General features: G+C 76.0%; 1 protein-coding gene. It reads right to left on the bottom strand.

The annotated features are described in order from the left end of the window. Window positions 1-7: 7 nt before the first annotated feature. Window positions 8-26,911, bottom strand: coding sequence for a type I polyketide synthase (locus HCN08_RS13170; RefSeq protein WP_167983207.1), 26,904 nt, complete (start codon window positions 26,909-26,911; stop codon window positions 8-10).

Below are 26,911 nucleotides of genomic sequence, written 5' to 3'. Positions count from 1 at the left end.
GCTTTCCTCACATCTCCCGCGTCATGTCGTCGTGCTCGTCGTGCTCGTGGTACTCGTCGCCGTCACCGGCGTCGCCGTCGTCGCCGGCGAGGGCCAGTTGGATCAGGGCGTCGGTGTCCAGTTCGTCGATGGACTCGGACGCGTCGGGCTCGTCGTGGGCCTCGGGGCCGCCGTGGCCGCCGGGGGCCCTGCGGCCGGCCAGTTCGAGCAGGGCGTCCATCAGGCCGGCGTCGCGCAGCCGGGTCATGGGGATGCCGAGCAGGATCTGCCGGACCTGCTCCTCGACCGCGTCCTCGCCGCTGCCGCTGTCGGGCACGAGGGTGCCGAGCAGGTAGCCGGCCAGCGCCCGGGGCGTCGGGTGGTCGAAGACCATCGTGGCCGGCAGCCGCAGCCCGGTGGCGGCGCCGAGCCGGTTGCGCAGCTCGACCGCCATGAGGGAGTCGAAGCCGAGCTCGGTGAAGGGCCGCCCGGGATCGACGGCCGCCGCGTTGGGGTGGCCGAGGGCGGCGGCTACATGGCCGCGTACCAGGTCCGCGACCGTGCCCTCGCGCTCGGCGGGCGCCATCGCGGCGAGCCGCTGCCGCAGGCCCTCGGCGTCGGCCGCCGCCCGGCCCGCCGCCGCCCGCCGGCCCGCGCCGCGCACCAGCCCGTGCAGCAGGTGCGGTACGGCGCCGCCGGACCTGGCCTCCTTGGCGTCCAGGTGCATCGGTACGAGCAGGGTCTCGGCGACGGTGCCGGCCGCGTCGAGCAGCGCCAGGCCCTCGGCGGCGGTCAGCGCCGCCGCGCCGCCGACGCGGGCGGTGTCGGTGCCGCTGAGGTGGCCGGTCATGGCGCTGGCGTCGGCCCACAGGCCCCACGCGAGGGACTGCGCAGGCAGGCCCAGGGCCGCCCGGTGCTGCGCGAGGGCGTCGGTGAAGGCGTTGGCGGCGGCGTAGTTGGCCTGGCCCGCGTTGCCGAACAGGCCTGCGGCGGAGGAGAAGAGCACGAAGTGCGCGAGGTCCAGGTCCCGGGTCAGCTCGTGCAGGTGCCAGGCCGCGTCGGCCTTCGGCCGCAGCACGGTGTCGATCCGCTCGGGGGTGAGCGACCCGAGCACGCCGTCGTCCAGTACGCCCGCGGTGTGCACGACGCCGGTGAGCGGGCGGTCGGCGGGGATCGCGGCGAGGGCGGCGGCGAGCTGGTCGCGGTCGGAGACGTCGCAGGCCGCCGTCCGTACGAGGGCGCCGAGTTCACCCAGCTCGGCCGTCAACTCCGCCGCGCCCGGCGCCTGTTCGCCGCGCCGGCTGAGCAGCAGCAGGCTGCGGACGCCGTGTTCTGCCACTAGGTGCCGGGCGACCAGGCCGCCGAGGACACCGGAGGCGCCGGTGACCATGACGGTGCCCTCCGCGGCGGACCGCCACGGGGAGACCGGGTCGACTGTGGGTGCCGGGACCCGGGCCAGCCGCGGCACCAGGACGGTGCCGGCGCGCAGCGCGAGCTGCGGCTCGCCGGATTCCAGCGCCCCGTCCAGTACGCCCGCGGCCGGCTCGCCACCGGCGTCCGGGCCGAGGTCGAGGTCGCGGTCGGAATCGAGGTCGCGGTCGGGATCGAGGTCGAGGAGCACGATCCGGCCCGGGTTCTCGCTCTGGGCCGAGCGGATCAGGCCGCGGACCGCCGCGCCGGCGAGGTCGGTGACGTCCTCGCCCGCCCGGGCGGCGACCGCGCCGCGGCTCACCACGACCAGCCGGGTGTCGGCGTACCGCTCGTCGCCGGTGAACGCCTGCACCAGCTCCAGCGCCCGGTGCACCGCCGCCCGTACGGCCGTGAGCGCGTCGCCGCCGTCCGCCGGGGACGTGGCGGCCGGCACGAAGAGGGTGTCCGGCAGCTCGGCCGCGCTCGCGACGTCCGCCCAGTCCTCGTACGCGGCACCGACCTCGATGCCCGACTCCCGCAGGAGTGCGGTGAGTTCGCCGGCGTCCGTGCCGAGCACCGCCGTCCGGCCGCCGCCCTGCGCCGGCTTGACCGGCGCCTCCTGCCAGTCCAGCCGGAAGAGCGAGTCGACGTCGGCGCCCTTGGCCGCCGCGTCGGCGTCCAGCTCACCGAGGGCGAGCGGGCGTACGGCCAGCGACCGTACGGTGGCGACCGGGGCGCCCGCGGTGTCGGCGAGGTCGATCCGGATCCCGCCCTCCGCCGCGCCGATCCGCACCCGCAGGGCGCCGGCACCGGCCGCGTGCAGGGCCACGCCGCTCCACGCGAAGGGCAGGTGCACCTCGTCGTCCGCGGCCTCCGCGACGAACGCGCCGAAGCCGACCGCGTGCAGCGCGCTGTCCAGCAGCGCCGGGTGCAGCCCGAAGGCGGCCGGGTCGGCGCCCTCCGGCAGCTCCGCCTCGGCGAAGACCTCGTCGCCGCGCCGCCACACCTTGGCCAGGCCGCGGAAGAGCGGGCCGTAGCCGAGGCCGCCGTCGGCGGAGCGGGCGTAGAAGTCGTCCAGGTCCACGGCTTCCGCGCCGCTCGGCGGCCAGGTGCCCGGCGCGCCGGCCGGCTCCTCGGCGGGGCCGGCGGCCAGCAGTCCGGTCGCGTGCCGCGTCCACGGCCGGTCGTCGTCGGCGCCGGCCGGCCGCGCGTACACGGTCAGCGGCCTGCGCCCGCTCTCGTCGGGCTCGCGGACCAGCAACTGAAGTTGTACGCCGCCCTGTTCGGGCACGACCAGCGGCGCGTGCAGGGTCAGCTCGTCCAGCACCTCGCAGCCGACCTCGTCGCCCGCCCGCACCGCGAGCTCGACGAACGCGGTGCCGGGCAGCACGACCGCGCCGCCGACCCGGTGGTCGGCCAGCCACGGGTGCGTGCCGAGCGCGAGCCGGCCGGTGAACATCAGCGCGTCGGAGTCCGCGAACGGCACGGCCGCGCCCAGCAGCGGGTGCTCTGCCGCCCGCAGGCCCAGGCCCGCGGTGTCACCCGCGACCGCGCCGGGCACCGGCCAGTAGCGCTCGTGCTGGAAGGCGTACGTCGGCAGGTCCACATGGCCGGCGCCCGGGAAGAGCGACGGCCAGTCCACCGCGACGCCCCGGACGTACGCCTCGGCGGCCGACGCCAGGAACCGCTCCCAGCCGCCCTCGCCGCGCCGCAGCGTGCCCACGGCGACCGCGGGCGTCTCGGCGGCCTCCGCCGTCTCCTGGACGGCCATCGCCAGCACCGGGTGCGCGCTGGACTCGACGAAGGACGTGAAGCCCTCGCCGAGCAGCGTACGGACGGCGGGCTCGAAGCCGACCGTGCCGCGCAGGTTGGTGTACCAGTAGCCGGCGTCCAGCTCCGGGCCGCTCACCCAACCGCCGGTCACCGTCGAGTAGAAGGGCACCTCGGCGCGGCGCGGCTCGATGCCCGCGAGCAGCTTGGCCAGTTCGTCCTCGATGATCTCGACCTGGGCGGAGTGCGAGGCGTAGTCCACGTCGATACGGCGGGCCCGCACGCCGTCCCGCTCGCACTGGGCGAGCAGTTCCTCCAGCGCCCCGACCTCGCCCGAAACCACTGTCGAAGCCGTGCCGTTGACCGCCGCGACCGACAACCGCCCCTGCCACGAGGCCAGGAGGCCGGCCACCTCGGCGGCCGGCAGGGCCACCGAGGCCATGCCGCCGAGCCCCGAGAGCGCGATGATCGCCTGCGACCGCAGGGCCACGACCTTTGCCGCGTCCCGCAGCGACAGCACGCCTGAGACGGCAGCGGCGGCGATCTCGCCCTGCGAGTGCCCGAGTACGGCCTGCGGCTCGACGCCGACCGACCGCCACACGGCGGCCAGCGAGACGTTCACGGCCCACAGCACCGGCTGGATGACGTCCACCCGCTTGAGCGCCGCCTCGTCCTCCAGCACCTCCAGCAGCGACCAGTCCGCGAACTCCGAAAGCGCGGCGGCACATTCACGCATCCGCTCGGCGAAGACGGGTGAGGCTTCCAGCAGCCCCGCCGCCATGCCGAGCCACTGCGACCCTTGCCCCGGGAAGACGAAGACCGTCTTCCCGGCGCCGCCCACCGCACCGGTGACCACGCCCGGCGCGGGCAGGTCCGCCGCCAACGCGGCCAGGGCGCCGGTGAGTTCACCGCCGGTGCCGATGACGACGCCGCGGTGCTCCAGGGCAGCCCGCCCGGTGGCCAGGGACCAGCCGATGTCGGCGGGGTCGGCCGGTCCGTCCTCCACGGCGGCGAGCAGGCGCGCGGCCTGGTCGCGTACGGCCTGCGGGGTCTTGCCCGACAGCAGCCATGCCACCGGCAGCTCGTCCGCCGGGTCCTTCTCGGTGGCGGGTGCGGCTTCGGGGGCTTGCTCCAGGATGACGTGCGCGTTGGTGCCGCTGATCCCGAAGGACGACACAGCCGCCCGCCGCGGACGCCCCTCCGGCACCTCCCAGCTGCGGTGCTCGGTCAGCAACTCCACCGCACCCGCCGACCAATCGACGTGCGGCGACGGCTCATCGGCGTGCAGCGTCCGCGGCAACTCGCCGTGCCGCATCGCCATGACCATCTTGATGATCCCCGCCACACCCGCGGCGGCCTGCGTGTGCCCGATGTTCGACTTCACCGAGCCGAGCCACAACGGCTCGGACCCCGCGCGCTCCTGCCCATACGTCGCCAGCAGCGCCTGCGCCTCGATCGGATCACCGAGACTCGTCCCCGTCCCGTGCGCCTCGACGACATCCACCTCCGCCGCCGACACCTGCGCATTCGCCAACGCCTGCCGGATCACCCGCTGCTGCGAAGGACCGTTCGGCGCCGTCAGACCATTGGACGCACCGTCCTGGTTCACCGCGGAGCCGCGCACCACCGCCAGCACCCGATGGCCGTTGGCCTGCGCGTCGGACAGCCGCTCCACGAGCAGCATGCCGACGCCCTCGCCCCAACCCGTGCCGTCCGCGTCCGCGGAGAACGCCTTGCAGCGCCCGTCGGCGGACAACCCCCGCTGCCGGCTGAACTCGATGAAGGTCTGCGGTGTGGACATCACCGTCACGCCGCCGACCAGCGCCATCGCGCACTCCCCGCCGCGCAGTGCCTGCGTCGCGAGGTGCAGGGCGACCAGCGAGGACGAGCACGCGGTGTCCACCGTCACCGCCGGGCCCTCAAGACCGAAGGCGTACGAGACGCGGCCGGAGGCGATGGCGCCGCCGACGCTCATGAAGCCCTCCGCGGTGTCCGCGGCGCGCTCCAGGACGTGGGCGTAGTCGTGGTACATGACGCCGGCGAACACGCCGGTGCGGCTGCCGCGCACGGTCGCCGGGTCGATACCGGCCCGCTCGACGGCCTCCCAGGACGCTTCGAGCAGCAGCCGGTGCTGCGGGTCCATCGCCATGGCCTCGCGCGGCGAGATGCCGAACAGCGCGGGGTCGAACTGGGCGGCGTCGCGCAGGAATCCGCCGGCGCGGGCGTAGGTGGTGCCGGTGTGGTCGGGGTCGGGGTGGTAGATCCGCTCCAGGTCCCAGCCGCGGTCGGTGGGGAAATCCCCGATGCCGTCCCGGCCGCCCGCCAGCAGCTCCCACAGCCCCTCGGGTGACGTGACGCCGCCGGGGTAGCGGCAGGCCATGCCGACGATCGCGATCGGCTCGTCGTCCGCGCTGCCCGTGGCAACGATCGGGTCCGCCGACTCGGCCTGCTCGCCGAGGAGTTCGGTGCGCAGGTAGCCGGCGAGCGCGTCGGCGGTCGGGTAGTCGAAGACCAGCGTCGCGGGCAGTCGCAGCCCGGTCTCGGTGCCGAGCCGGTTGCGCAGTTCCAGCGCGGTGAGCGAGTCGAAGCCCAACTCGGTGAAGGCGCGGCCCGGTTCGACGGACTCGGGCCCGGCGAAGCCGAGCACCTGCGCGACCTGGCGGCGCGCGAAGTCCAGCAGGACGCGGTCCTGTTCGGCCCGGTCCAGGCCCAGCAGCCGTGCGGTGAGCGAGGCCGCGGCCTGTGACGTGCCGCCTGCCGCGGTGCGCCGGGACGTGACGCGTACGACAGGCCGCAGCAGCGGGTGCACCTCGTCGGCGACGGCGCCGGAGGCGGCGGTCCGCAGCGGCACCAGCAGCGGCTGGCCGGCGGCGGCGCCCGCGTCGAAGAGCGCGGTGCCCTCCTCCGCGGTCAGGGCGGCGATGCCGGAGCGGGCCATGCGCAGCCGCTCGGCCTCGTCGAGGGTGCCGGCCATGCCGAGGTCCCACGGGCCCCAGGCGAGCGAGGTCGCGGCGAGGCCCTGGGCGCGGCGGTGGGCGGCGAGCGTGTCCAGGAAGACGTTCGCGGCGGCGTAGTTGGCCTGCCCGGCGTTGCCGAGGACGCCGGCGGCGGAGGAGAAGAGCGCGAAGAGCCGCAGCTCCCGGTCGGCGGTCAGCTCGTGCAGGTGCCAGGCTGCGTCCACCTTCGGCCGCAGCACCGCCGCCAGCCGCTCGGGCGTGAGGGAGTCGACGAGGCCGTCGTCCAGGACGCCCGCCGCGTGCACGACGCCGGCGAGCGGCCGGTGCCCGGGCACGAGGGCGAGTGCCGCGGCGAGGCTGTCGCGGTCGGCGACGTCGCAGGCCGCGATGTCCACCTCGGCGCCGGCGGCGACGAGTTCGGCGCGCAGCTCGGCCGCCCCGGGCGCGTCCGCGCCCCGCCGGCTGACGAGCAGCAGCCCGCGGACACCGAGGTCGTGCACCATGTACCGGGCGAACAGCGCGCCGAGCCCGCCGGACGCGCCGGTGACCAGGACGGTGCCTTCGCCGAGGTCGAGCCCGCCCTCGGGCACAGCGGTCCGGGCCAGCCGCGGCGCGTACGCCTGCCCGGCCCGTACGGCGATCTCGTCCCGGCCCGACTCGACGAGGCCGGCGAGCAGCCCGGCGGGGAGCCGGTCCGGCCCGGCGTCGGTGTCCTGCCCAGCCGCGCCGGGCTGCGAAGTCGTAACCTCCGCCTCGACGTCCAGCAGCAGGAAGCGCCCGGGGTGCTCGGCCTGCGCGGCGCGCAGGAGGCCGCGGGCGGCCGACGCCGGCAGGTCGGCGACGGCCTCGCCGTCGGACACCGGCAGGGCACCGCGGGTGACGACGACCAGCGGGGCGGTGGCGTCGGAGGTCAGCCGGTCCTGGACGAGATCCAGCGCCCAGGTCGCCGCCGCGTGGACCGCGGCGGGCATGTCGGCGGCGTCGAAGGCGGGCACATGCACCGCGTCGGGGGTGACTTCCCCGGCGGGCAGGGCGACCGGCGCCCATTCCACCGCGAACAGCGATTCCAGCCGCCGGGCGGCGGCCAGTTGGCCGGTGGCGACCGGCCGCAGCACCAACTCGCCCACCGAGGCGACCGGTTCGCCGGTGGCGTCGGCGAGGGTCAGCGCGACCCCGCCGCCGGCCTTGGCGATCCGCACCCGCAGCGCGCCCGCGCCGGCCGCGTGCAGGGTGACGCCGCTCCACGCGAAGGGCAGCAGCGGCCCCTCGCCCTCCACCGTGCCGGCCGCGCCCAAGGCGTGCAGGGCGGCGTCGAGGAGGGCCGGGTGCAGGCCGTAGCGGGCGGCGTCCGGCACGTCGTCCGGCAGGGCGACCTCGGCGTAGACGTCGTCGCCGAGCCGCCACATCCGCCGTACGCCCTGGAAGACCGGGCCGTATTCCAGCCCGCCGGCGGCGAGTTCGGCGTAGAGGGTGTCGGTGGGCAGCGGCTCGGCACCGGCGGGCGGCCAGTCCGCGAGCCGTTCGGCGTCGCCGCCGGCGGGCAGCAGCGCGCCGGTGGCGTGCTCGGTCCACGGCTCGTCGTCGAGCGCGTCCTCGGGCCGCGCGTATACGGCGACGGGGCGGCGGCCGTCCGCGCCGGGCTCGCCGACCAGGAGGCGGGTCTGGACGGCGGCGCCGGGCGCGAGCACCAGCGGTGCCGTCAGGGTGAGATCGTCCACGGCCCGGCAGCCGACCTGGTCGGCGGCGCGAACGGCCAGCTCCACGAAGGCCGTTCCGGGCAGGATCACGGTCCCGGCCACCGCGTGGTCGGTGAGCCACGGGTGGCTGCGCAGCGACAGCCGCCCGGTGAACAGCCACCCCTCGGGCAGCGCCACCGCGGCGCCGAGCAGCGGGTGTCCGGCCGCGCCCATACCGGCCGCCGCGACGTCACCGACCGCGGCCGGGTCGTCGCTGAGCCAGTAGTGGCGGTGCTGGAAGCTGTACGTGGGCAGGTCGGTGCGGCGGGCGCCGGGCAGTACGGCCGCCCAGTCCACGGCCGTCCCCCGCAGGTGCGCCCGGCCCACGGCCTCGGCGAGCGTACGGTCCTCGGGCCGGTCCTTGCGCAGCAGCGGCAGGAAGGCAGCGGCCCCGGGGTCGGCGAGGCAGTCCGGCGCCATGCCCGACAGCACACCGTCCGGACCGAGTTCGACATACGTCCGCACGCCCGTGCCCTCCAACGCCCTGACGGCGTCGGCGAACCGCACCTCGTCGCGGACGTGCCGCACCCAGTGCTCGGCCGAGGTCACGTCCGGATCGGCCAGCGCCGAGACCAGCTCGACGGCGGGCTCGGCGAAGCTCAACCCCGCAACGACGGAGCGGAATTCGTCGAGCATCGGCTCCATGAGCGGCGAGTGGAAGGCGTGGCTGACGGTGAGCCGCCGGGTCTTCACGCCCTGCTTGTCCAGCGCCTTGGCCAGCCGGAGGAGCGCCGGCTCCGCACCGGAGACGACGACCGAGGCGGGTCCGTTGACGGCGGCGACGGCGATCTTCGCGCGCCGCTTGAGCATCGGCAGGACGACGTCCTCCCCGGCGGCGACGGCCAGCATGCCGCCACCGGCGGGCAGTTGCTGCATGAGCCGGGCGCGGGCCTCGACGAGGGTGCAGGCGTCCGGCAGCGACAGCACGCCGGCGGCGTGGGCCGCGGCGATCTCGCCGACCGAGTGCCCGGCGACCGCGTCGGGCCTGAGGCCCCAGGACTCCAGCAGCCGGAAGAGCGCCACTTCGAGGGCGAACAGCGCCCGTTGGGCGTTCCCCGTACGGTCGAGGTCGGCGGCGTCGCCGTCCAGCACCACCGCCGGGTCCAGGCCCAGCAGCCCGCACGCCTCGTCGAAGGCCGCGGCGAACACCGGCTGTGCGGCGTGCAGTTCCCGGCCCATGCCGACGCGCTGCGAGCCCTGCCCGGTGAAGAGGAACGCGGTCCGGCCGCCCACCGCGCCCGGCTCGACCGTCAACGCCTCCAGCGCGGCGGCCAGTTCGGCGCGGTCGGCGCCGGTCACGACGGCGCCGTGCTCGAAGCGGGCCCGGGTGGTGGCCAGGGCGTGCGCGATGTCGCGGACGGACGGCCCCGCGGCGTCCTCGGCGAGGGCGCGCAGCCGGGCGGCCTGGTCGCGTACCGCGTCCGGGGTGCGGGCGGAGACCACCCACGCGACGGCGGCCGGCTCGGTCCCGTCCGCGGCCGGCGACAGCGCGGCGACGGGCTGCGGTTCCGGGGCCTGCTCGATGATGACGTGCGCGTTGGTGCCGCTGAAGCCGAAGGAGGACACACCCGCGCGGCGCGGGCGCCCGGCGGAGTCCCACGGCCGGGCCTGCGTCAGCAGCTCGACCGATCCGGCCGACCAGTCGACGTGCGGCGACGGCTGCTCGGCGTGCAGGGTGCGCGGCAGTTCGCCGTGCCGCATCGCCATGACCATCTTGATGATCCCGGCGACACCGGCGGCGGCCTGCGTGTGCCCGATGTTGGACTTCACCGTGCCGAGGTACAGCGGCCGGTCGGCCGGCCGGTCCTGGCCGTAGGTGGCGAGCAGCGCCTGCGCCTCGATCGGGTCGCCCAGGCTGGTGCCGGTGCCGTGCGCCTCGACGGCGTCCACCTCGCCCGCGGGAACACGGGCGTTGGCGAGCGCCTGACGGATCACCCGCTGCTGCGAGGGGCCGTTGGGGGCGGTCAGGCCGTTGGACGCGCCGTCCTGGTTGATCGCCGAGCCCCGGACGACCGCGAGGACGCGGTGGCCGTTGCGGCGTGCGTCGGACAGCCGCTCCACGAGCAGCATGCCGACACCTTCGGACCAGCCGACCCCGTCGGCGTCGGCGGAGAAGGCCTTGCAGCGGCCGTCCAGCGCGAGGCCGCGCTGCCGGCTGAACTCGACGAAGGCGCCGGGTGTCGGCATCACGGTGACGCCGCCGGCCAGAGCGAGTTCGCACTCCCCGGCGCGCAGCGCCTGCGTGGCCAGGTGCAGGGCGACCAGCGACGACGAGCACGCGGTGTCGATGCTGACAGTCGGCCCCTCCAGGCCGAAGGTGTACGCGACCCGGCCGGAGACGACGCTCGCGGCGCTGCCGACACCGAGGTAGCCCTCCAGTTCGGCCGGGGTCTGCCGCATGCGCGCCGAGTACTCGTGGTACATCACGCCGGCGAACACCCCGGTGCGGCTGCCGCGGACGGCCGCCGGGTCGATGCCGGCGCGCTCGAAGACCTCCCAGGTGGTCTCCAGCAGCAGCCGCTGCTGCGGGTCGATGGCGACGGCCTCGCGCGGCGCGATGCCGAAGAACTCCGGGTCGAACTGCCCTGCCTCGTGCAGGAATCCGCCGTGCCGGGAGACCGAGGTGCCGCGGTGGTCGGGGTCGGGGTGGAAGAGCGTGTCGAGGTCCCAGCCGCGGTCGGTCGGGAAGCCGGAGATCGCGTCGCCGCCCTCGCCGACCAGCCGCCACAGGTCCTCGGGCGAGCCGACACCGCCGGGGAAGCGGCAGGCCATGCCGACGATCGCGATCGGCTCGTCGTCCGCGGTGGCCGAGGCGACGACCGGGCCCGCCGACTCCCCCTCCTCGCCGAGGAGTTCGGTGCGCAGGTAGCCGGCGAGCGCGTCGGCGGTCGGGTAGTCGAAGACCAGCGTCGCGGGCAGCCGCAGCCCGGTCGCCGAGCCGAGCCGGTTGCGCAGCTCCAGCGCCGTGAGCGAGTCGAAGCCGATCTCGTTGAAGGCCCGGCCCGGTTCGACTGCCTCGGGCCCGGCGAAGCCGAGCACCTGGGCGACCTGGCGGCGCGCGAAGTCCAGCAGGATGCGGTCCTGCTGGGCCCGGTCGGCGCCGAGCAGCCGTGCGGTGAGGGCCGTCGCCGTCTCGTCCGTGCCGCCCGCGGTGGCCGACCGGCGGGCGCCGACCCGTACGACCCCGCGCATCAGCGGGTGCACCTCGGCGGCGACCGCGCCCGGGGCGAGCCGCAGCGGTACGAGCACGGGCCGTGCGGCGCTCAGGGCTGCGTCGAAGAGGGCGGTGCCCTCGTCCGCGGAGAGCGGGGCGACGCCCGAGCGTGCCATCCGGGCCCGCTCGGCGTCGTCGAGGCCGCCGCCCATGCCGGTCGCCCAGGGGCCCCAGGCCAGCGACAGGGCGGCCAGGCCGGCGGAACGCCGGTGCGAGGCAAGGGCGTCGAGGAAGGAGTTGGCCGCGGCGTATCCGGCCTGCCCCGCGTTGCCGAACACCCCGGCGACGGAGGAGAAGAGCGCGAAGAGCCGCAACTCCCGCCCCGCGGTCAGCTCGTGCAGATGCCAGGCCGCATCCGCCTTCGGCCGCAGGACGCTGTCGAAACGCTCGGGCGTGAGCGAGCCCACCAGCCCGTCGTCCAGCACACCCGCCGCATGCACGACACCCACCAAGTCCGGTACGGACTCCAGCAGTTCGGCCAGTGCGCCCCGGTCGGCCACATCACACGCCACCGCCCGCACCGCAACACCCTGCGCCGCGAGTTCGTCCACCAGCGCACCGAACTCACCACTCCGGGACGCCAGTACGAGACCGCGCACCCCGTAATCCGCCACCAGATGCCGCGCGAACAGCCCGCCCAGAGCCCCCGACGCACCCGTCACCAGCACCGAACCCGAGTCCAGCACCGGCAGTTCGGCGACCGACGCCCGCTCGCGGACCAGCCGCGGGGCGAGTGCGACGCCGCCGCGCAGGGCGACCTCGGACCGCCCCGACTCGACGACCGCGGCCAGCACGTCACCGGCGACGGTGTCCGTGTCTGCGTCCACCAGCACGAACCGGCCGGGCTGCTCGGACTGCGCGGTACGGACCAGGCCGCGTACGGCCGCCGCGGGCAGGTCGGTCACGGCCTCGCCGTCCACCGCCGCGACCGCGCCACGCGTGACGACCACCAGCGGCGCGTCCCCGGCCGACCGTACGAGGTCCAGCGCCCAGGTCGCCGCCGCCCGCACCGCGTCCGGCACGGGCTCGCCGGCGAAGGCCGGCACCGCGACCGACTGCGGCACCGTGCCGCCGCCGGGCAGCGCCACCTCGGCCCACTCCACCGCGAACAGCGACTCCACCCGCCGCCCGGCGGCCACCTGCCCCGCCGCGACCTCGCGCAGCACCAGCGAGGCGACCGACGCGACCGGCTCGCCCGAGGCGTCCGCGACGGCCAGCGCCACGCCCTCCGGCGTCCTGCGCAGCCGCACCCGCAGGGTGTCCGCGCCGGCGGCGTGCAGCCGCACACCGCTCCAGGCGAAGGGCACCGCGGCGGTGCCGTCGGGGCTCACGCCCATGAGCTGCACGCCGTGCAGCGCCGCGTCCAGCAGCGCCGGGTGCAGGCCGTAACCGGCGGCGTCCGGCAGGTCGTCCGGCAGCGCGACCTCGGCGTACACCTCCTCACCGAGCCGCCACATCCGCCCTACGCCCTGGAAGGCCGGGCCGTAGCCCATGCCGTCCGCCGCGAGGGCGCCGTAGAGCCCGGCCACGTCGACCGGCTCGGCGCCGGCCGGCGGCCAGGACGTCAGGGCCTCGCCGGGCGTGCCGCCCTCGGCCAGCGTGCCCCGGGCGTGCTCGGCCCACGGCTCGTCCGGGGCGGCCTCCTCGGGCCGCGAGTAGACCGCGAGGCTGCGCCGCCCGGCGCCGTCCGCCGCCCCGACGAGCACCCGAACCTGCACCGCCGTGCCGGCCGCGAGGACCAGCGGCTCCAGCAGCGTCAGCTCGTCCAGCAGGTCGCAGCCGACCTCGTCGGCGGCCCGCACGGCAAGCTCCACGAAGGCGGTGCCGGGCAGCAGTACCGCACCCATGACGACGTGGTCGGCGAGCCACGGGTGCGTACGCAGCGACAGCCGCCCGGTCAGCAGCCGGCCCTCGGGCAACTCAAGCGCGGCGCCCAGCAGCGGGTGCCCGGCCGCGTCCAGCCCGAGACCGGCCGCGTCGGCGGCACCGAGCCGGCCGGTGGGCCAGTAGCGCTGCCGCTGGAAGGCGTATGTGGGCAGCTCCACGCGGACGGCCCCGGTGCCGGCGAAGAACGCCTCCCAGTCGGTGGCGACACCCCGCGCGTACGCCCGGCCGACCGCCTCGACGAGGGTCAGCTCCTCGCCGCGCCCCTTGCGCAGCAGCGGCAGGAAGGCGGCGGTCTCCTGGTCGACCAGGCACTCCGGGCCCATGCCCGACAGCACGCCGTCCGGGCCGAGTTCGAGATACGTGCGGACGCCCTGGATCTCCAGGACGCGCACGGCGTCGGCGAAGCGCACGGCCTCGCGGACGTGCCGCACCCAATAGGAAGGCGAGGTCACGCTGTCACCCGCGGCCAGCGCGGACACGAACTCGATCCGCGGCTGCGCGAAATGCAACCCCTCCACGACGGAGCGGAAGTCGTCGAGCATCGGCTCCATCAGCGGCGAATGGAAGGCATGCGAGACGGTCAACCGCCGGGTCTTCACCCCGTCGGCAGCCAACTCCCCTGCCACGTCGAGGACATCACCCTCAGCACCCGAAAGCACCACCGACGCAGGCCCGTTGACGGCAGCAATCCCCACCTGAGGACGCCCCGCCAGCAGCGGCAGCACCACGTCCTCACCGGCGCCGACCGCCACCATCGCCCCACCGGCGGGCAGTTGCTGCATCAACCGGCCCCGCGCCTCCACAAGCGTGCAGGCGTCAGCCAGCGACAGCACCCCGGCCACATGCGCAGCCGCGATCTCCCCCACCGAATGCCCGGCCACGAAGTCCGGCGCCACACCCCACGACTCCACCAACCGGAAGAGCGCCACCTCCAGTGCGAACAGCGCCCGTTGCGCGTTCCCCGTCAGGTCCAGATCCCCGGCACCCTCGAACACCACCGCCGGATCCAGCCCCACCAGCCCGCACACCTCATCAAAAGCAGCAGCGAACACCGGGAAAGCAGCGTGCAGCTCACGCCCCATCCCCACCCGCTGCGACCCCTGCCCGGTGAAGACGAACGCCGTGCGCCCCTCGACCGCCCGGCTCGCCGTCACGCTCTCCAGGCCGGCGAGCAGCTCGTCCCGCCCGGCGCCGACGGCGAGGCCGCCGTACGGGAAGCGGGAGCGCGAGGTGAGCAGGGAGTAGCCGAGGTCGGCCGGGGACACCGCGGCGGCGCCGGTCGCGTAGGTGTGCAGCGCCCGCGCCTGCCCGGCGAGGGCGGCGGGGCTCTGGGCGCTGACGAACCACGGCACGACCCGCTCCCCGCGGTCCGCCGGCGCGGGCACCTCGGCGGCGGCGGAAACGCCCGCGCCCGCCTGCTCGATGATGACGTGCGCGTTCGTGCCGCTGAAGCCGAAGGAGGACACGCCGGCCCGCAGCGGGCGCTCGCCGTCCGCGGTCCAGGTCCTGGCCTCGGTCAGCAGCTCCACTGCGCCGGAAGCCCAGTCGACGTGCGGCGAGGGCGCGTCCACGTGCAGGGTGCGCGGCAGCACGCCGTGCCGCATCGCCATGACCATCTTGATGACGCCCGCGACGCCGGCGGCGGCCTGCGTGTGGCCGAGGTTGGACTTGATGGAGCCGAGCCACAGCGGCCGGTCGCCGGGCCGGTCCTGGCCGTAGGTCGCGAGGATGGCCTGCGCCTCGATCGGGTCGCCGAGCCGGGTACCGGTGCCGTGCGCCTCGACGGCGTCCACGTCGGCCGGGGAGAGCCCGGCACCTGCCAGGGCGCGGCGGATGACCCGCTGCTGGGAGGGGCCGTTGGGCGCGGTGAGGCCGTTGGAGGCGCCGTCCTGGTTGACCGCGGAGCCGCGGATCACGGCGAGGACGGGGTGGCCGTTGGCCTCGGCGTCCGACAGCCGCTCCACGAGCAGCATGCCGACGCCCTCGCCCCAGCCCGTGCCGTCGGCCGCGGCGGCGAATGCCTTGCAGCGGCCGTCGAGGGCGAGGCCGCGCTGGCGGCTGAAGTCGACGAAGGTGTCGGGGGTGGCCATGACGGTCGCGCCGCCCGCGAGCGCGAGCGAGCATTCGCCGGACCGCAGCGCCTGGATGGCCCAGTGCAGGGCGACCAGCGAGGAGGAGCACGCGGTGTCGACGGTGACGGCCGGGCCCTCGAAGCCGAAGGTGTACGACACGCGGCCGGAGGCGACACCGCCGCTGGTGCCGGTGCCGAGGTAGCCCTCGGCGTCCTCGGTGAGCAGGCCGGCGCCGTAGTCGTGGTAGATGATGCCGGCGAAGACGCCGGTCTCGCTGCCGCGCAGTGAGGCGGGGGCGATGCCGGCCCGCTCGATGGCCTCCCAGGAGGTCTCCAGCAGCAGCCGCTGCTGCGGGTCCATGGCGACGGCCTCGCGCGGGCTGATGCCGAAGAACTCGGCGTCGAAGTCGGCGGCGTCGTAGAGGAATCCGCCCTGGGAGGCGTAGGAGGTGCCGGGGCGGCTCAGGTCGGGGTCGATGAGCCGGTCGAGGTCCCAGCCGCGGTCCTCGGGGAAGCCGCCGAGGACGTCGCTGCCGGCGGCGAGCATCCGCCACAGGTCCTCGGGCGAGCTCACGCCGCCGGGGAAGCGGCAGGCCATGCCGACGATCGCGATCGGCTCGTCGGCGGCGACCGGGGCCGTCTGCGCGGTTCCGGCGGGCGCCGCGCTGTCGCCGACGAGTTCGGCGCGCAGGTGGTCGGCGAGGGCGGCGGAGGTCGGGTAGTCGAAGACGAGCGTCGCGGTGAGCCGTAGGCCGGTGGCGGCGCCGATGCGGTTGCGCAACTCGACGGCGGTGAGCGAGTCGAAGCCGAGTTCCTTGAACGAGCGGGCGTCGTCGAGGACGTCGGAGGACGAGGCGTGCCCGAGGACGGCCGCGACCTGGGCGGCGACGAGTTCCCGCAGGTGCTCGTCCTGGTCGGTGCGGGTCATCGCGGCGAGCCGGTCGCGCAGGCTGGTGCCGGCGCCGGACGCGGCCTGGACGACGCGCCGGGCGGGGGTGCGGACGAGGCCGCGCAGCAGGGCGGGCAGGTCGTCCTGGGCGGCGAGCGCGGCGGCGTCCAGGTGCATGGGGACGGTGGCCGGCTGGCCGGTTCCCAGGGCCAGGTCGAGCAGCGCGAGGCCGTCGTCCGCGGTGAGGGCGGCCATGCCGGAGCGGGCCATACGGTCCAGGTCCTGCGCGCCCAACTCGCCTGCCATGCCGCCGCTTTCGGCCCACAGGCCCCAGGCGAGCGCGGTGCCGGGGAGGCCCTGGACGTGGCGGTGGGCGGCGAGGGTGTCGAGGAAGGCGTTGGCGGCGGCGTAGTTGGCCTGGCCGGCGTTGCCGAGGACGCCGGCGGCGGAGGAGAAGAGCACGAAGGCGGCGAGGTCGAGGCCGCGGGTCAGCTCGTGCAGGTGCCAGGCGGCGTCCACCTTGGGGCGCAGCACGGCCGCCAGCCGCTCGGGGGTGAGGGAGTCGACGAGCCCGTCGGCGAGCACGCCCGCGGTGTGCACGACGCCGGTGAGCGGGTGCTCGGCGGGGACGGCGTCGAGGGCGGCGGCGAGCTGGTCGCGGTCGGCGGCGTCGCAGGCGGCGAAGTGCGCGGTGGCGCCGAGTTCGGCGAGGTCGTCCCGCAACTGCTCGGCGCTGGGGGCCTGTTCGCCGCGCCGGCTGAGCAGCAGCAGGTGCCGTACGCCGTGTTCTGCGGCCAGGTGCCGGGCGACGAGGCCGCCGAGGGCGCCGGACGCGCCGGTGACCAGGACGGTGCCGTGCGGGTCGAGCGGCGCGGGGACGGTGAGCACGACCTTGCCGATGTGCCGGGCCTGGCTCATGTGGCGCAGCGCCTCGGTGGCGTGCCGCAGGTCCCATGCGGTGACGGGCAGCGGGGTGAGGGCGCCGGCGGCGAAGAGCGCGCCGAGTTCGTCGAGCATCTGCTGGATGCGGTCGAGTCCGGCGTCCATGACGTCGAAGGCCCGGTAGGCGACGCCCGGATACGCGGCGGCGACCTCGTCCGCGTCCCGGACGTCGGTCTTGCCCATCTCCACGAACCGGCCACCGCGCGGCAGCAGCCGCAGCGAGGCGTCCACGAACTCCCGCGCCAGCGAGTCCAGGACGACATCCACGCCCCGACCACCGGTCGCGGCAAGGAACCTGCCCTCGAAGCCCAGATCACGCGACGAAGCAATCCGCTCATCGGACAGACCCGAAGCCCGCAGCACGTCCCACTTGCCGACCGACGCCGTACCAAAAACCTCGGCACCCAGATGCCGGGCGAGCTGCACCGCCGCCATCCCCACACCACCGGCAGCCGCATGCACCAGCACCGACTCCCCCGCACCCAACCCCGCCAGATCCACCAACCCGTAGTAAGCGGTCAGGTAGACCAGCGGGGTGGCCGCGGCCTGGGCGTAGGTCCAGCCGTCGGGTACCCGGGTCAGCGCGCGGGCGTCGGCGACGGCCGCGGGCCCGAAGGCGCCGCCGAGCAGGCCCATCACGCGGTCGCCGACCGCGAACCGGGTCACGTCCGGGGCGACTTCGGTCACGACGCCGGCACCCTCGTAGCCCATCTGGCCCGCGTCGCCGGGGTACATGCCGAGTGCCTTGAGGACGTCGCGGAAGTTGACGCCGGCCGCCCGTACGGCGATCCGCACCTGCCCGGGCTCCAGCGGGTCCCGTGCCTCGGGGGCGGCGATGACGCCGATGCCGTCGAGGGCGCCCTCGGTGACGACGTCCACGCGCCAGGCCGAGCCGTCGGCGGGCAGCGCCAACTGCCCCTCGGCCCGGCCGCGCACCAGTCGCGGCACCGACAACTCGGCGCTGCGCAGCGCCACTTCGGGCTCGTCGAGGGCGACGGCGGCGGACAGCAGCCGCACCGCCTCCTCGTCGAGCGGCCGGTCGCCGTCCAGCAGCACGAACCGCCCGGGGTGCTCGGCCTGCGCGGCCCGCACCATGCCGCGTACGGCGGCCTGCGCCGCGTCCCACACCTGCTCACCGGGCTGTACGGCGACCGCGCCGCGGGTCAGCAGCGCCAGCCGGGCCGCGGCGAACCGCTCGTCGGCCAGCCACCGTTGCACCAGCGCGAGGGCGTCGCGTACGGCGGTGTGGGTGGCCTCGGCGAGGTCGGGGCCGGCCGCCGGGGCGAGGGGCACCAGCACGGTGTCGTCGGCGCCGAGCGTGCCGAGGCCGGCCAGGCCGTCCGCGCCGTCCAGCACCAGCAGCCGCGCACCGGCCGCGGGGGCGGCGGCGGGCTGCCATTCGACGCGGAAGAGCGAGTCGTACGCGGCCGAGGCGGCGGTGAGTTGCGCGGCCGGGGCGGCGCGCAGGACGAGCGAGTCGACGGCGGCGACGGGCGCGCCGGTGCCGTCCGCGACGGCCAGCCGCACACCGCCGCCGGGCGCGGGCGAGATCCGCACCCGCAGCCGGGTCGCGCCGACCGCGTGCACGGACACCCCGCCCCACGCGAAGGGCAGCACGGGCCCGCCGCCGGAGGCGATGCCGAAGTCGCCGAGCCCGATGGTGTGCAGGGCCGCGTCCAGCAGCGCCGGGTGCAGCCGGAAGCCCTCGACCGCCGCACCGCCGTCCGCGCCGGGCAGTTCGACCTCGGCGAAGACCTCGCCGCCGTGCCGCCACGCCTGCCGGACCCCGCGGAAGAGCGGGCCGTACTCCAGTCCCTCGGCGGCAAGTTCGTCGTAGAGCCCGGCGACCGGGACCGGCTCGGCGCCCGCGGGCGGCCACGCGGTGAGGGCGGCGGGGGCGGGCGCGCCGGTGCTGAGGGCGCCCTCGGCGTGCAGCGTCCAGGGGGTGTCGGGGCGGGCGTCCTCGGGCCGCGCGTACACCGCGAGCGGGCGCCGCCCGTCCTCGCCGGCGACGTCCACGGTGACCCGCAGCTGCGTCGAGGCGCCGGGGGCGAGCACCAGCGGGGCGTGCAGGGTGAGGTCGTCCAGGACGTCGCAGCCGGCCTGGTCGCCGGCGCGTACGGCCATCTCGACGAAGGCGGTGCCGGGGAGGATCACCGTGCCGGCCACGGCGTGGTCGGCGAGCCACGGCTGGGTGCTCAGCGAGAGCCGGCCGGTGAAGAGCCAGCCGTCCGGCAGCGCGACGGCCGCGCCCAGCAGCGGATGCCCGGCCGCGCCCTGGCCCAGCCCGCCCGCGTCGGTGACGGTGTGCGCCCGCGTCGGCCAGTAGCGGCGGTGCTGGAAGGCGTACGTCGGCAGGTCGGTGCGCCGGGCGCCGGGCAGCACGGCCGCCCAGTCCACGGCGGTGCCGCGCAGGTGTGCCTGGCCGAGCAGTTCGGCGAGCGCCTGCTCCTCGGGCCGGTCCTTGCGCAGCGCGGGCAGGAAGGCGGCGGCCTCGGGCTCGGCCAGGCAGTCGGGGCCCATCGCCGACAGCACGCCGTGCGGCCCGAGTTCGAGATACGTCCGGACGCCCGCGGCCTCCAACTGCCGTACGGCGTCGGCGAAGCGTACGGCCTCGCGGACGTGCCGCACCCAGTAGGCGGGCGAGGTCACCGGGTCACCGGCGGCCAGCGCGGACACGAACTCGATGCGCGGCTCGGCGAAGTCCAGCCCCTCGACGACGGAGCGGAAGTCGTCGAGCATCGGCTCCATCAGCGGCGAATGGAAGGCATGCGAGACGGTCAGCCGCCGGGTCTTGACGCCCTGACCGGCCAACTCCCCCGCCACGGCCAGCACATCGGCCTCGGCGCCGGAAAGCACCACCGAAGCAGGCCCGTTGACGGCGGCGATCCCCACCTCGGGACGCCCAGCCAGCAGCGGCAGGACCACGTCCTCCCCCGCCGCGACGGCCACCATCGCACCACCGGCGGGCAGTTGCTGCATCAACCGCGCCCGCGCCTCGACCAGTGCGCAGGCGTCGGCCAGCGACAGCACCCCGGCCACATGCGCAGCCGCGATCTCGCCCACCGAATGCCCGGCGACCGCGTCGGGCGCCACGCCCCACGACTCCAGCAGCCGGAAGAGCGCCACCTCCAGGGCGAACAGCGCCCGCTGGGCGAAGCCCGTCTGATCCAGGTCGCCGCCGACGCCTTCGAGGACGACAGCCGGCTCCAGGCCCGTCCCGGCGCATGCGGCGTCGAAGGCGTCGGCGAAGACCGGCTGGTAGAAGTACAGGTCCCGGCCCATGCCGACGCGCTGCGAGCCCTGCCCGGTGAAGAGGAACGCGGTGCGGCCGGTGCCACCGCCGGTGCGGCGGGCGAGGGGCGCGGCCAGGCCGCGCAGCAGCTCGACCCGGTCGCCGCCGAGCACCACGGCGCCGTACGCGAGCCGCCTGCGGCCCAGCGCGAGCGACAACGCGACGTCGGCAGCGGGCAGTTCACGCTCGCCCTGGACGAACTCCCGCAGCCGCGCGGCCTGGTCGAGCACGGCCTGCTGCGTCCGCCCGGTCAGCACCCACGGCACGACCCCCAGCCCCGGGGCGGAGGCGGGCACCGCCACGGGCTGCTCCGCCGGCGCCTGCTCGACGATGACGTGCGCGTTCGTGCCGCTGATCCCGAAGGACGACACACCGGCCCGGCGGGGCCGCCCCTCGACGGCCGCCCACTCCCGCGGCTCCGTCAGCAGCTCCACCGCACCAGAAGCCCAGTCCACGTGCGACGAGGGCTCCTCGGCATGCAGCGTCCGCGGCAGCACACCATGCCGCATCGCCATCACCATCTTGATCACACCGGCCACACCCGCAGCCGCCTGCGTGTGCCCGATGTTGGACTTCACCGACCCCAGCCACAGCGGCTCGGCCCCGGAACGCTCCCGCCCGTACGTCGCGAGCAGCGCCTGCGCCTCGATCGGGTCACCCAGGCTCGTGCCCGTCCCGTGCGCCTCGACGGCGTCCACATCCGCCGCCGTGAGGCCCGCGCTCTCCAGCGCCCGCCGGATCACCCGCTGCTGCGCGGGACCGTTCGGCGCGGTCAGCCCGTTGGACGCGCCGTCCTGGTTGACGGCCGTGCCCCGCACCACCGCCAGCACCGGGTGACCGTTGCGGCGGGCGTCCGACAGCCGCTCCACGAGCAGCATGCCGACGCCCTCGCCCCACCCGGTGCCGTCCGCGTCCGCGGAGAACGCCTTGCAACGCCCGTCCGCCGACAACCCCCGCTGCCGGCTGAACTCCACGAACGTCGCCGGCGTCGCCATCACCGTCACGCCGCCCGCGAGCGCCAGGTCGCACTCGCCGTTGCGCAGCGCCTGCCCCGCCAGGTGCAGGGCCACCAGCGACGACGAGCACGCCGTGTCCACCGTCACCGCCGGGCCTTCGAGCCCGAAGGCGTACGCGACCCGGCCCGACGCGATGCTGCCGCCGGTGCCGAGGAAGCCCTCGGCGGGGTCGGCGGCGTGCTCCATGACGCCCGCGTAGTCGTGGTACATGATTCCGGCGAAGACGCCGGTGCGGCTGCCGCGCAGGGCGGCGTGGTCGATGCCGGCGCGTTCGAAGGTCTCCCAGGACGCTTCGAGCAGCAGCCGGTGCTGCGGGTCCATCGCGACGGCCTCGCGCGGCGAGATCCCGAAGAGGTCGGGGTCGAAGTCGGCGGCGTCGTGCAGGAATCCGCCGCCGCGCGCGTAGGTGGTGCCGAGGTGGTCCGGGTCCGGGTCGTAGAGGGCGTCGAGGTCCCAGCCGCGGTCGGTCGGGAAGCCGGTGATGCCGTCGCCGCCCGCGGCGAGCAGCCGCCACAGGTCCTCGGGCGAGCCGACACCGCCGGGGAAGCGGCAGGCCATGCCGACGATCGCGAGCGGCTCGTCGGCGGCCGGCACGGCGGTGGGCTCGGCGGGCTCGGCAGCGGCCAGGCCCGGCAGCAGCTCGGCGGCCAGGAAACCGGCCAGGTCACGGGCGCTGGGGTAGTCGAAGACGAGGGTCGCGGGCAGCCGCAGCCCGGTCTCCGCGCCGAGCCGGTTGCGCAGCTCCAGCGCCATGAGGGAGTCGAAGCCCAGCTCGGTGAAGGCCCGCTCCTCCTCGACCGCCTCGGGGCCGGCGAAGCCCAGCACCCCGGCGACGGCGGTACGGACCAGGCCGAGCAGCAGCCGTCCGCGTCCTTCGGTGCCGGCCGCGGCGAGCCGGGCGGCGAGCGAGCCCGCGCCCGCCTCCGTGCCCTCAGCGGCGGCGTTCCGCCGGGCCGGCTGCCGGACGAGGCCGCGCAGCACGGTGGGCACGGCGGTGCCGCCGGAGCGCAGCGCCGAGGTGTCCAGGCGGACCGGCACCAGGGCGGCGGCGTCGCTCGCGAGGGCGGCGTCGAAGAGGGCCAGGCCCTCGGCCTCGGACAGCGCGAGGTAGCCGTCGCGGGCCATCCGCTGCCGGTCGGCGGCGGTCAGCCCGGCGGCCATGCCGGCGGCCCACGGGCCCCACGCGAGCGAGGTCGCGGCGAGGCCCTGGGAGCGGCGCAACGCGGCCAGCGCGTCCAAGTAGGCGTTGGCCGCGGCGTAGTTGGCCTGGCCCGCGCTCTCGACGACGCCGGCGACGGAGGAGAAGAGCACGAAGAGGGTGAGGTGGCGGTCGGCGGTCAGCTCGTGCAGGTGCCAGGCGGCGTCCGCCTTGGGCCGCAGCACGGCGTCCAGCCGCTCGGGCGTGAGCGCGTCGGCCAGGCCGTCGTCCAGGACGCCCGCCGCGTGCACGACGCCGGTCAGGTCGCCGATCCCGGCGAGGAGTCGGGCCAGCGCCGTACGGTCGGCGACATCGCATGCGGCGGCGGTCACGGACGCGCCGAGGGCGGCCAGTTCGCCGGTGAGGTCCCCGAACTCGCCGCTGCGGGAGGCCAGGACGAGGCTGCGCACCCCGTGGTCGCGGACCAGGTGCCGGGCGACGAGGCCGCCGAGGCTGCCGGACGCGCCGGTCACCAGGACGGTCCCGGGCCGCTCCACCGCGGCGGCGGCCGGCGCCGGCACACGGTGCAGCCGCGGGGCACGGAACTCGCCCGCCCGCAGCGCCAGTTGCGGCTCGTCCGCGGCCAGGGCGCAGGCCACTGCAGCCTTCAGCGCGCCCTCGTCCAGCGGGCCCTCGGCGTCGACGAGCAGGAAGCGCCCCGGGTTCTCGGCCTGCGCGGACCGCACCAGCCCCCACACGGCGGCATGCGCCGGGTCGAGCGGGCCGTCCTCGCGGCCGGCTGCCACCGCATGCCGGGTCACGACGGCCAGCGGCTCCTCGGCGTCCCCGGCCAAGTGCTCCTGCACCGCGGCCAGTACGCGCCCGGTCGCGGACCGTACGGCGTCGGGCGCGGCGCCCGCCGGCTCCAGGTGCAGGGCGGCGACGGCGGAAGGAGCCACGTCCATCGGCGCGGTCACCGGAGCCCACCGCACCTCGTACAGCGACTCGGTGCGCACGGCCACCCGCCCCGCGGCGAGCGGTCGCAGCGCGAGCGAGCCGACGGACGCGACGGGCGCGCCCGCGGGGTCGGTGAGGGTCAGCGCGAGGGAGCCGTTCCCGGCCGGGGTGATACGGGCCCGCAGCGCGGTCGCGCCCACGGCGTGCAGGGCGACCCCGCTCCAGCCGAAGGGCAGCAGCGCGGTGCCGTCCGCCGCCGGGTCGCCGAGCCCGACGACATGCAGGGCCGCGTCGAAGAGCGCCGGGTGCAGGCCGAACCCGGCCTCCTCCCGGGCCTGTTCCGGCAGCACCAGCTCGGCGTACACCTCGTCGCCGGCCCGCCACGCGGCCCGTACGCCCTGGAAGACCGGCCCGTACCGCAGGGCCGAGCCGGACTCCGCGTAGAGGCCGTCGACGGGCAGCGGCTCGGCCCCGGCGGGCGGCCACTCCTGCGACGGGGGCTCGGGCACGGGCGCACCGGTGGCCAGGACACCGCTCGCGTGCTGCGTCCAGTCGCCGTCCCCGGTGCGCGCGTGCACGGTCAGGGCACGCCGGCCGGCGGCGTCCGGGCCCTCGACGGCGACCCGCAGCTGCACGTCACCGTCCTCGGCGACGGCCAGCGGCTCCAGCAGCGTGAGGTCGTCCAGCAGGTCGCACCCGAGATGGTCGCCGGCCCGCAGCAGCATGTCCGCGTACGCCGTGCCGGGCAGCACCGCGGTGCCGCCGATCGTGTGGTCGCGCAGCCACGGGTGGCTGCGCAGCGCCAGCCGGCCGGTGAACAGGCAGCCCCCGCCGGGCAGTTCGACCGCCGCCCCGAGCAGCGGGTGCCGGGTCGCGTCGAGCCCGGCCAGCTCCACGTCCAGGGCGCCGGAAGCGGGGTTGTCCAGCCAGTACCGCTGGTGCTGGAAGGCGTACGTGGGCAGGTCCACCGGCTCCGCGCCCGGCAGTGCCGCCGCCCAGTCCACGGGCGTGCCCCGCAGGTGCGCCAGGCCCAGCGCCTCGGCGAGCGCCTGCTCCTCGGACCGGTCCTTGCGCAGCACGGGCACGAAGGCCGAGGCCCCGGGGTGCGCCAGGCACTCCGGGCCCATCGCCGACAGCACGCCGTGCGGCCCGAGTTCGAGATACGTCCGGGCCCCGTACGACTCCAGCTCGCGTACGGCGTCGGCGAAGCGCACGGCCTCCCGGACGTGCCGCACCCAGTAGGCAGGCGAGGTCACACTGTCACCCGCAGCCAGCGCGGACACGAACTCGATCCGCGGCTCGGCGAAGTCCAGCCCCTCCACGACGGAGCGGAAATCGTCGAGCATCGGCTCCATCAAAGGCGAATGGAAGGCATGCGACACGGTCAACCGCCGGGTCTTCACCCCGCCGGCAGCCAACTCCCCCGCCACCGCGAGGACATCACCCTCAGCACCCGAAAGCACCACCGACGCAGGCCCGTTGACGGCAGCAATCCCCACCTGAGGACGCCCCGCCAGCAGCGGCAGCACCACGTCCTCACCGGCGCCGACCGCCACCATCGCCCCACCGGCGGGCAGTTGCTGCATCAACCGGCCCCGCGCCTCCACAAGCGTGCAGGCGTCAGCCAGCGACAGCACCCCGGCCACATGCGCAGCCGCGATCTCCCCCACCGAATGCCCGGCCACGAAGTCCGGCGCCACACCCCACGACTCCACCAACCGGAAGAGCGCCACCTCCAGTGCGAACAGCGCCCGTTGCGCGTTCCCCGTCAGGTCCAGATCCCCGGCACCCTCGAACACCACCGCCGGATCCAGCCCCACCAGCCCGCACACCTCATCAAAAGCAGCAGCGAACACCGGGAAAGCAGCGTGCAGCTCACGCCCCATCCCCACCCGCTGCGACCCCTGCCCGGTGAAGACGAACGCCGTCCCGCCGCTGCGGTCGCCCAGCGGCGTGCTCGCCACGGCGTCCAGCGCGTGCAGCAGCTCCTCGCGCGTGCGGCCGGTGACGACGGCCCCGTGGTCGAAGCGGGCCCGCGTCGTGGCGAGCGCGTACGCGACCTCGTGGGCCGGCGTCTGCGGCGCGGCCTCGACATGTGCCCGCAGCCGCGCGGCCTGGTCCCGTACGGCCTCGGGCGTACGGCCGGACAGCACCCACGGCAGCACCCCCAGGCCCGCGACGGGCTCGGCGGCGGTTCCGGCAGCGGTGTCGGCACCGTCACCCGCGCCCTCGGCCCCGCCCTCGTCCCCGCCGGAACCCGCCTGCGGCGGCTGCTCGACGATGACGTGCGCGTTCGTGCCGCTGATCCCGAAGGACGACACACCCGCCCGGCGTGGCCGCCCCTCGACGGCCGCCCACTCCCGCGGCTCCGTCAGCAGCTCCACCGCACCAGAAGCCCAGTCCACATGCGGCGACGGCTCGTCCACGTGCAGCGTCCGCGGCAGCACGCCGTGCCGCATCGCCATGACCATCTTGATGATCCCCGCGACACCCGCGGCGGCCTGCGTGTGCCCGATGTTGGACTTCACCGAGCCCAGCCACAGCGGCTCGGACCCGGAACGCTCCTGCCCGTAGGTCGCCAGCAGCGCCTGCGCCTCGATCGGGTCGCCGAGCCGCGTACCGGTCCCGTGCGCCTCGACGGCGTCGACATCCGCCGCCGTGAGGCCCGCGCTCTCCAGCGCCCGCCGGATCACCCGCTGCTGGGAGGGGCCGTTGGGCGCGGTGAGGCTGTTGGAGGCGCCGTCCTGGTTGACGGCGGTGCCGCGTACGACCGCGAGCACGGGATGCCCGTGGCGCAGTGCGTCGGACAGCCGCTCCACGAGCAGCATGCCGACGCCCTCGCCCCACCCGGTGCCGTCCGCGTCCGCGGAGAACGCCTTGCAACGCCCGTCGGCGGACAACCCCCGCTGCCGGCTGAACTCCACGAAGGTCGCCGGCGTCGACATGACGGTCACGCCGCCCGCGAGGGCGAGGTCGCACTCGCCGTTGCGCAGCGCCTGCGCCGCCAGGTGCAGCGCGACCAGCGAGGACGAGCACGCCGTGTCCACCGTCACCGCCGGGCCTTCCAGGCCGAGCGCGTAGGCGACCCGGCCGGAGGCGATGCTGCCGGAGCTGCCGTTGCCGAGGTAGCCGTCGAGGCCGTCGGGGATGTCGGTGATGCGGGAGGCGTAGTCGTGGTACATGACGCCGGCGAAGACGCCGGTGCGGCTGCCGCGCAGGGTGGCCGGGTCGATGCCGGCGCGTTCCATGGCCTCCCAGGACGCCTCCAGCAGCAGCCGCTGCTGCGGGTCCGTGGCCAGGGCCTCGCGGGGGCTGATGCCGAAGAAGTCGGCGTCGAAGTCGGCGGCGTCGTAGAGGAACCCGCCGTCGCGGGCGTAGGAGGTGCCCGGGTGGTCGGGGTCGGGGTGGTAGAGGCCGTCGAGGTCCCAGCCGCGGTCGGTGGGGAAGCCGGCGATGGCGTCGGTGCCGCCGGCGACCAGCCGCCACAGGTCCTCGGGGCTGCTGACGTGCCCGGGGTAGCGGCAGGCCATGCCGGTGATCGCGATCGGCTCGCGGTCCTTCTCCTCCACCTCGCGCAGTCGCCGGCGCGTCTCGCGCAGATCGGCGGTCGCCCGCTTCAGGTAGGTGAGAAGTTTTTCCTCGTTCCCCAC

The sequence above is a fragment of the Actinacidiphila epipremni genome (assembly GCF_012034175.1).
GTDB classification, from domain to species: domain Bacteria; phylum Actinomycetota; class Actinomycetes; order Streptomycetales; family Streptomycetaceae; genus Actinacidiphila; species Actinacidiphila epipremni.
This window is presented reverse-complemented; position numbering and strand designations above follow the sequence as displayed.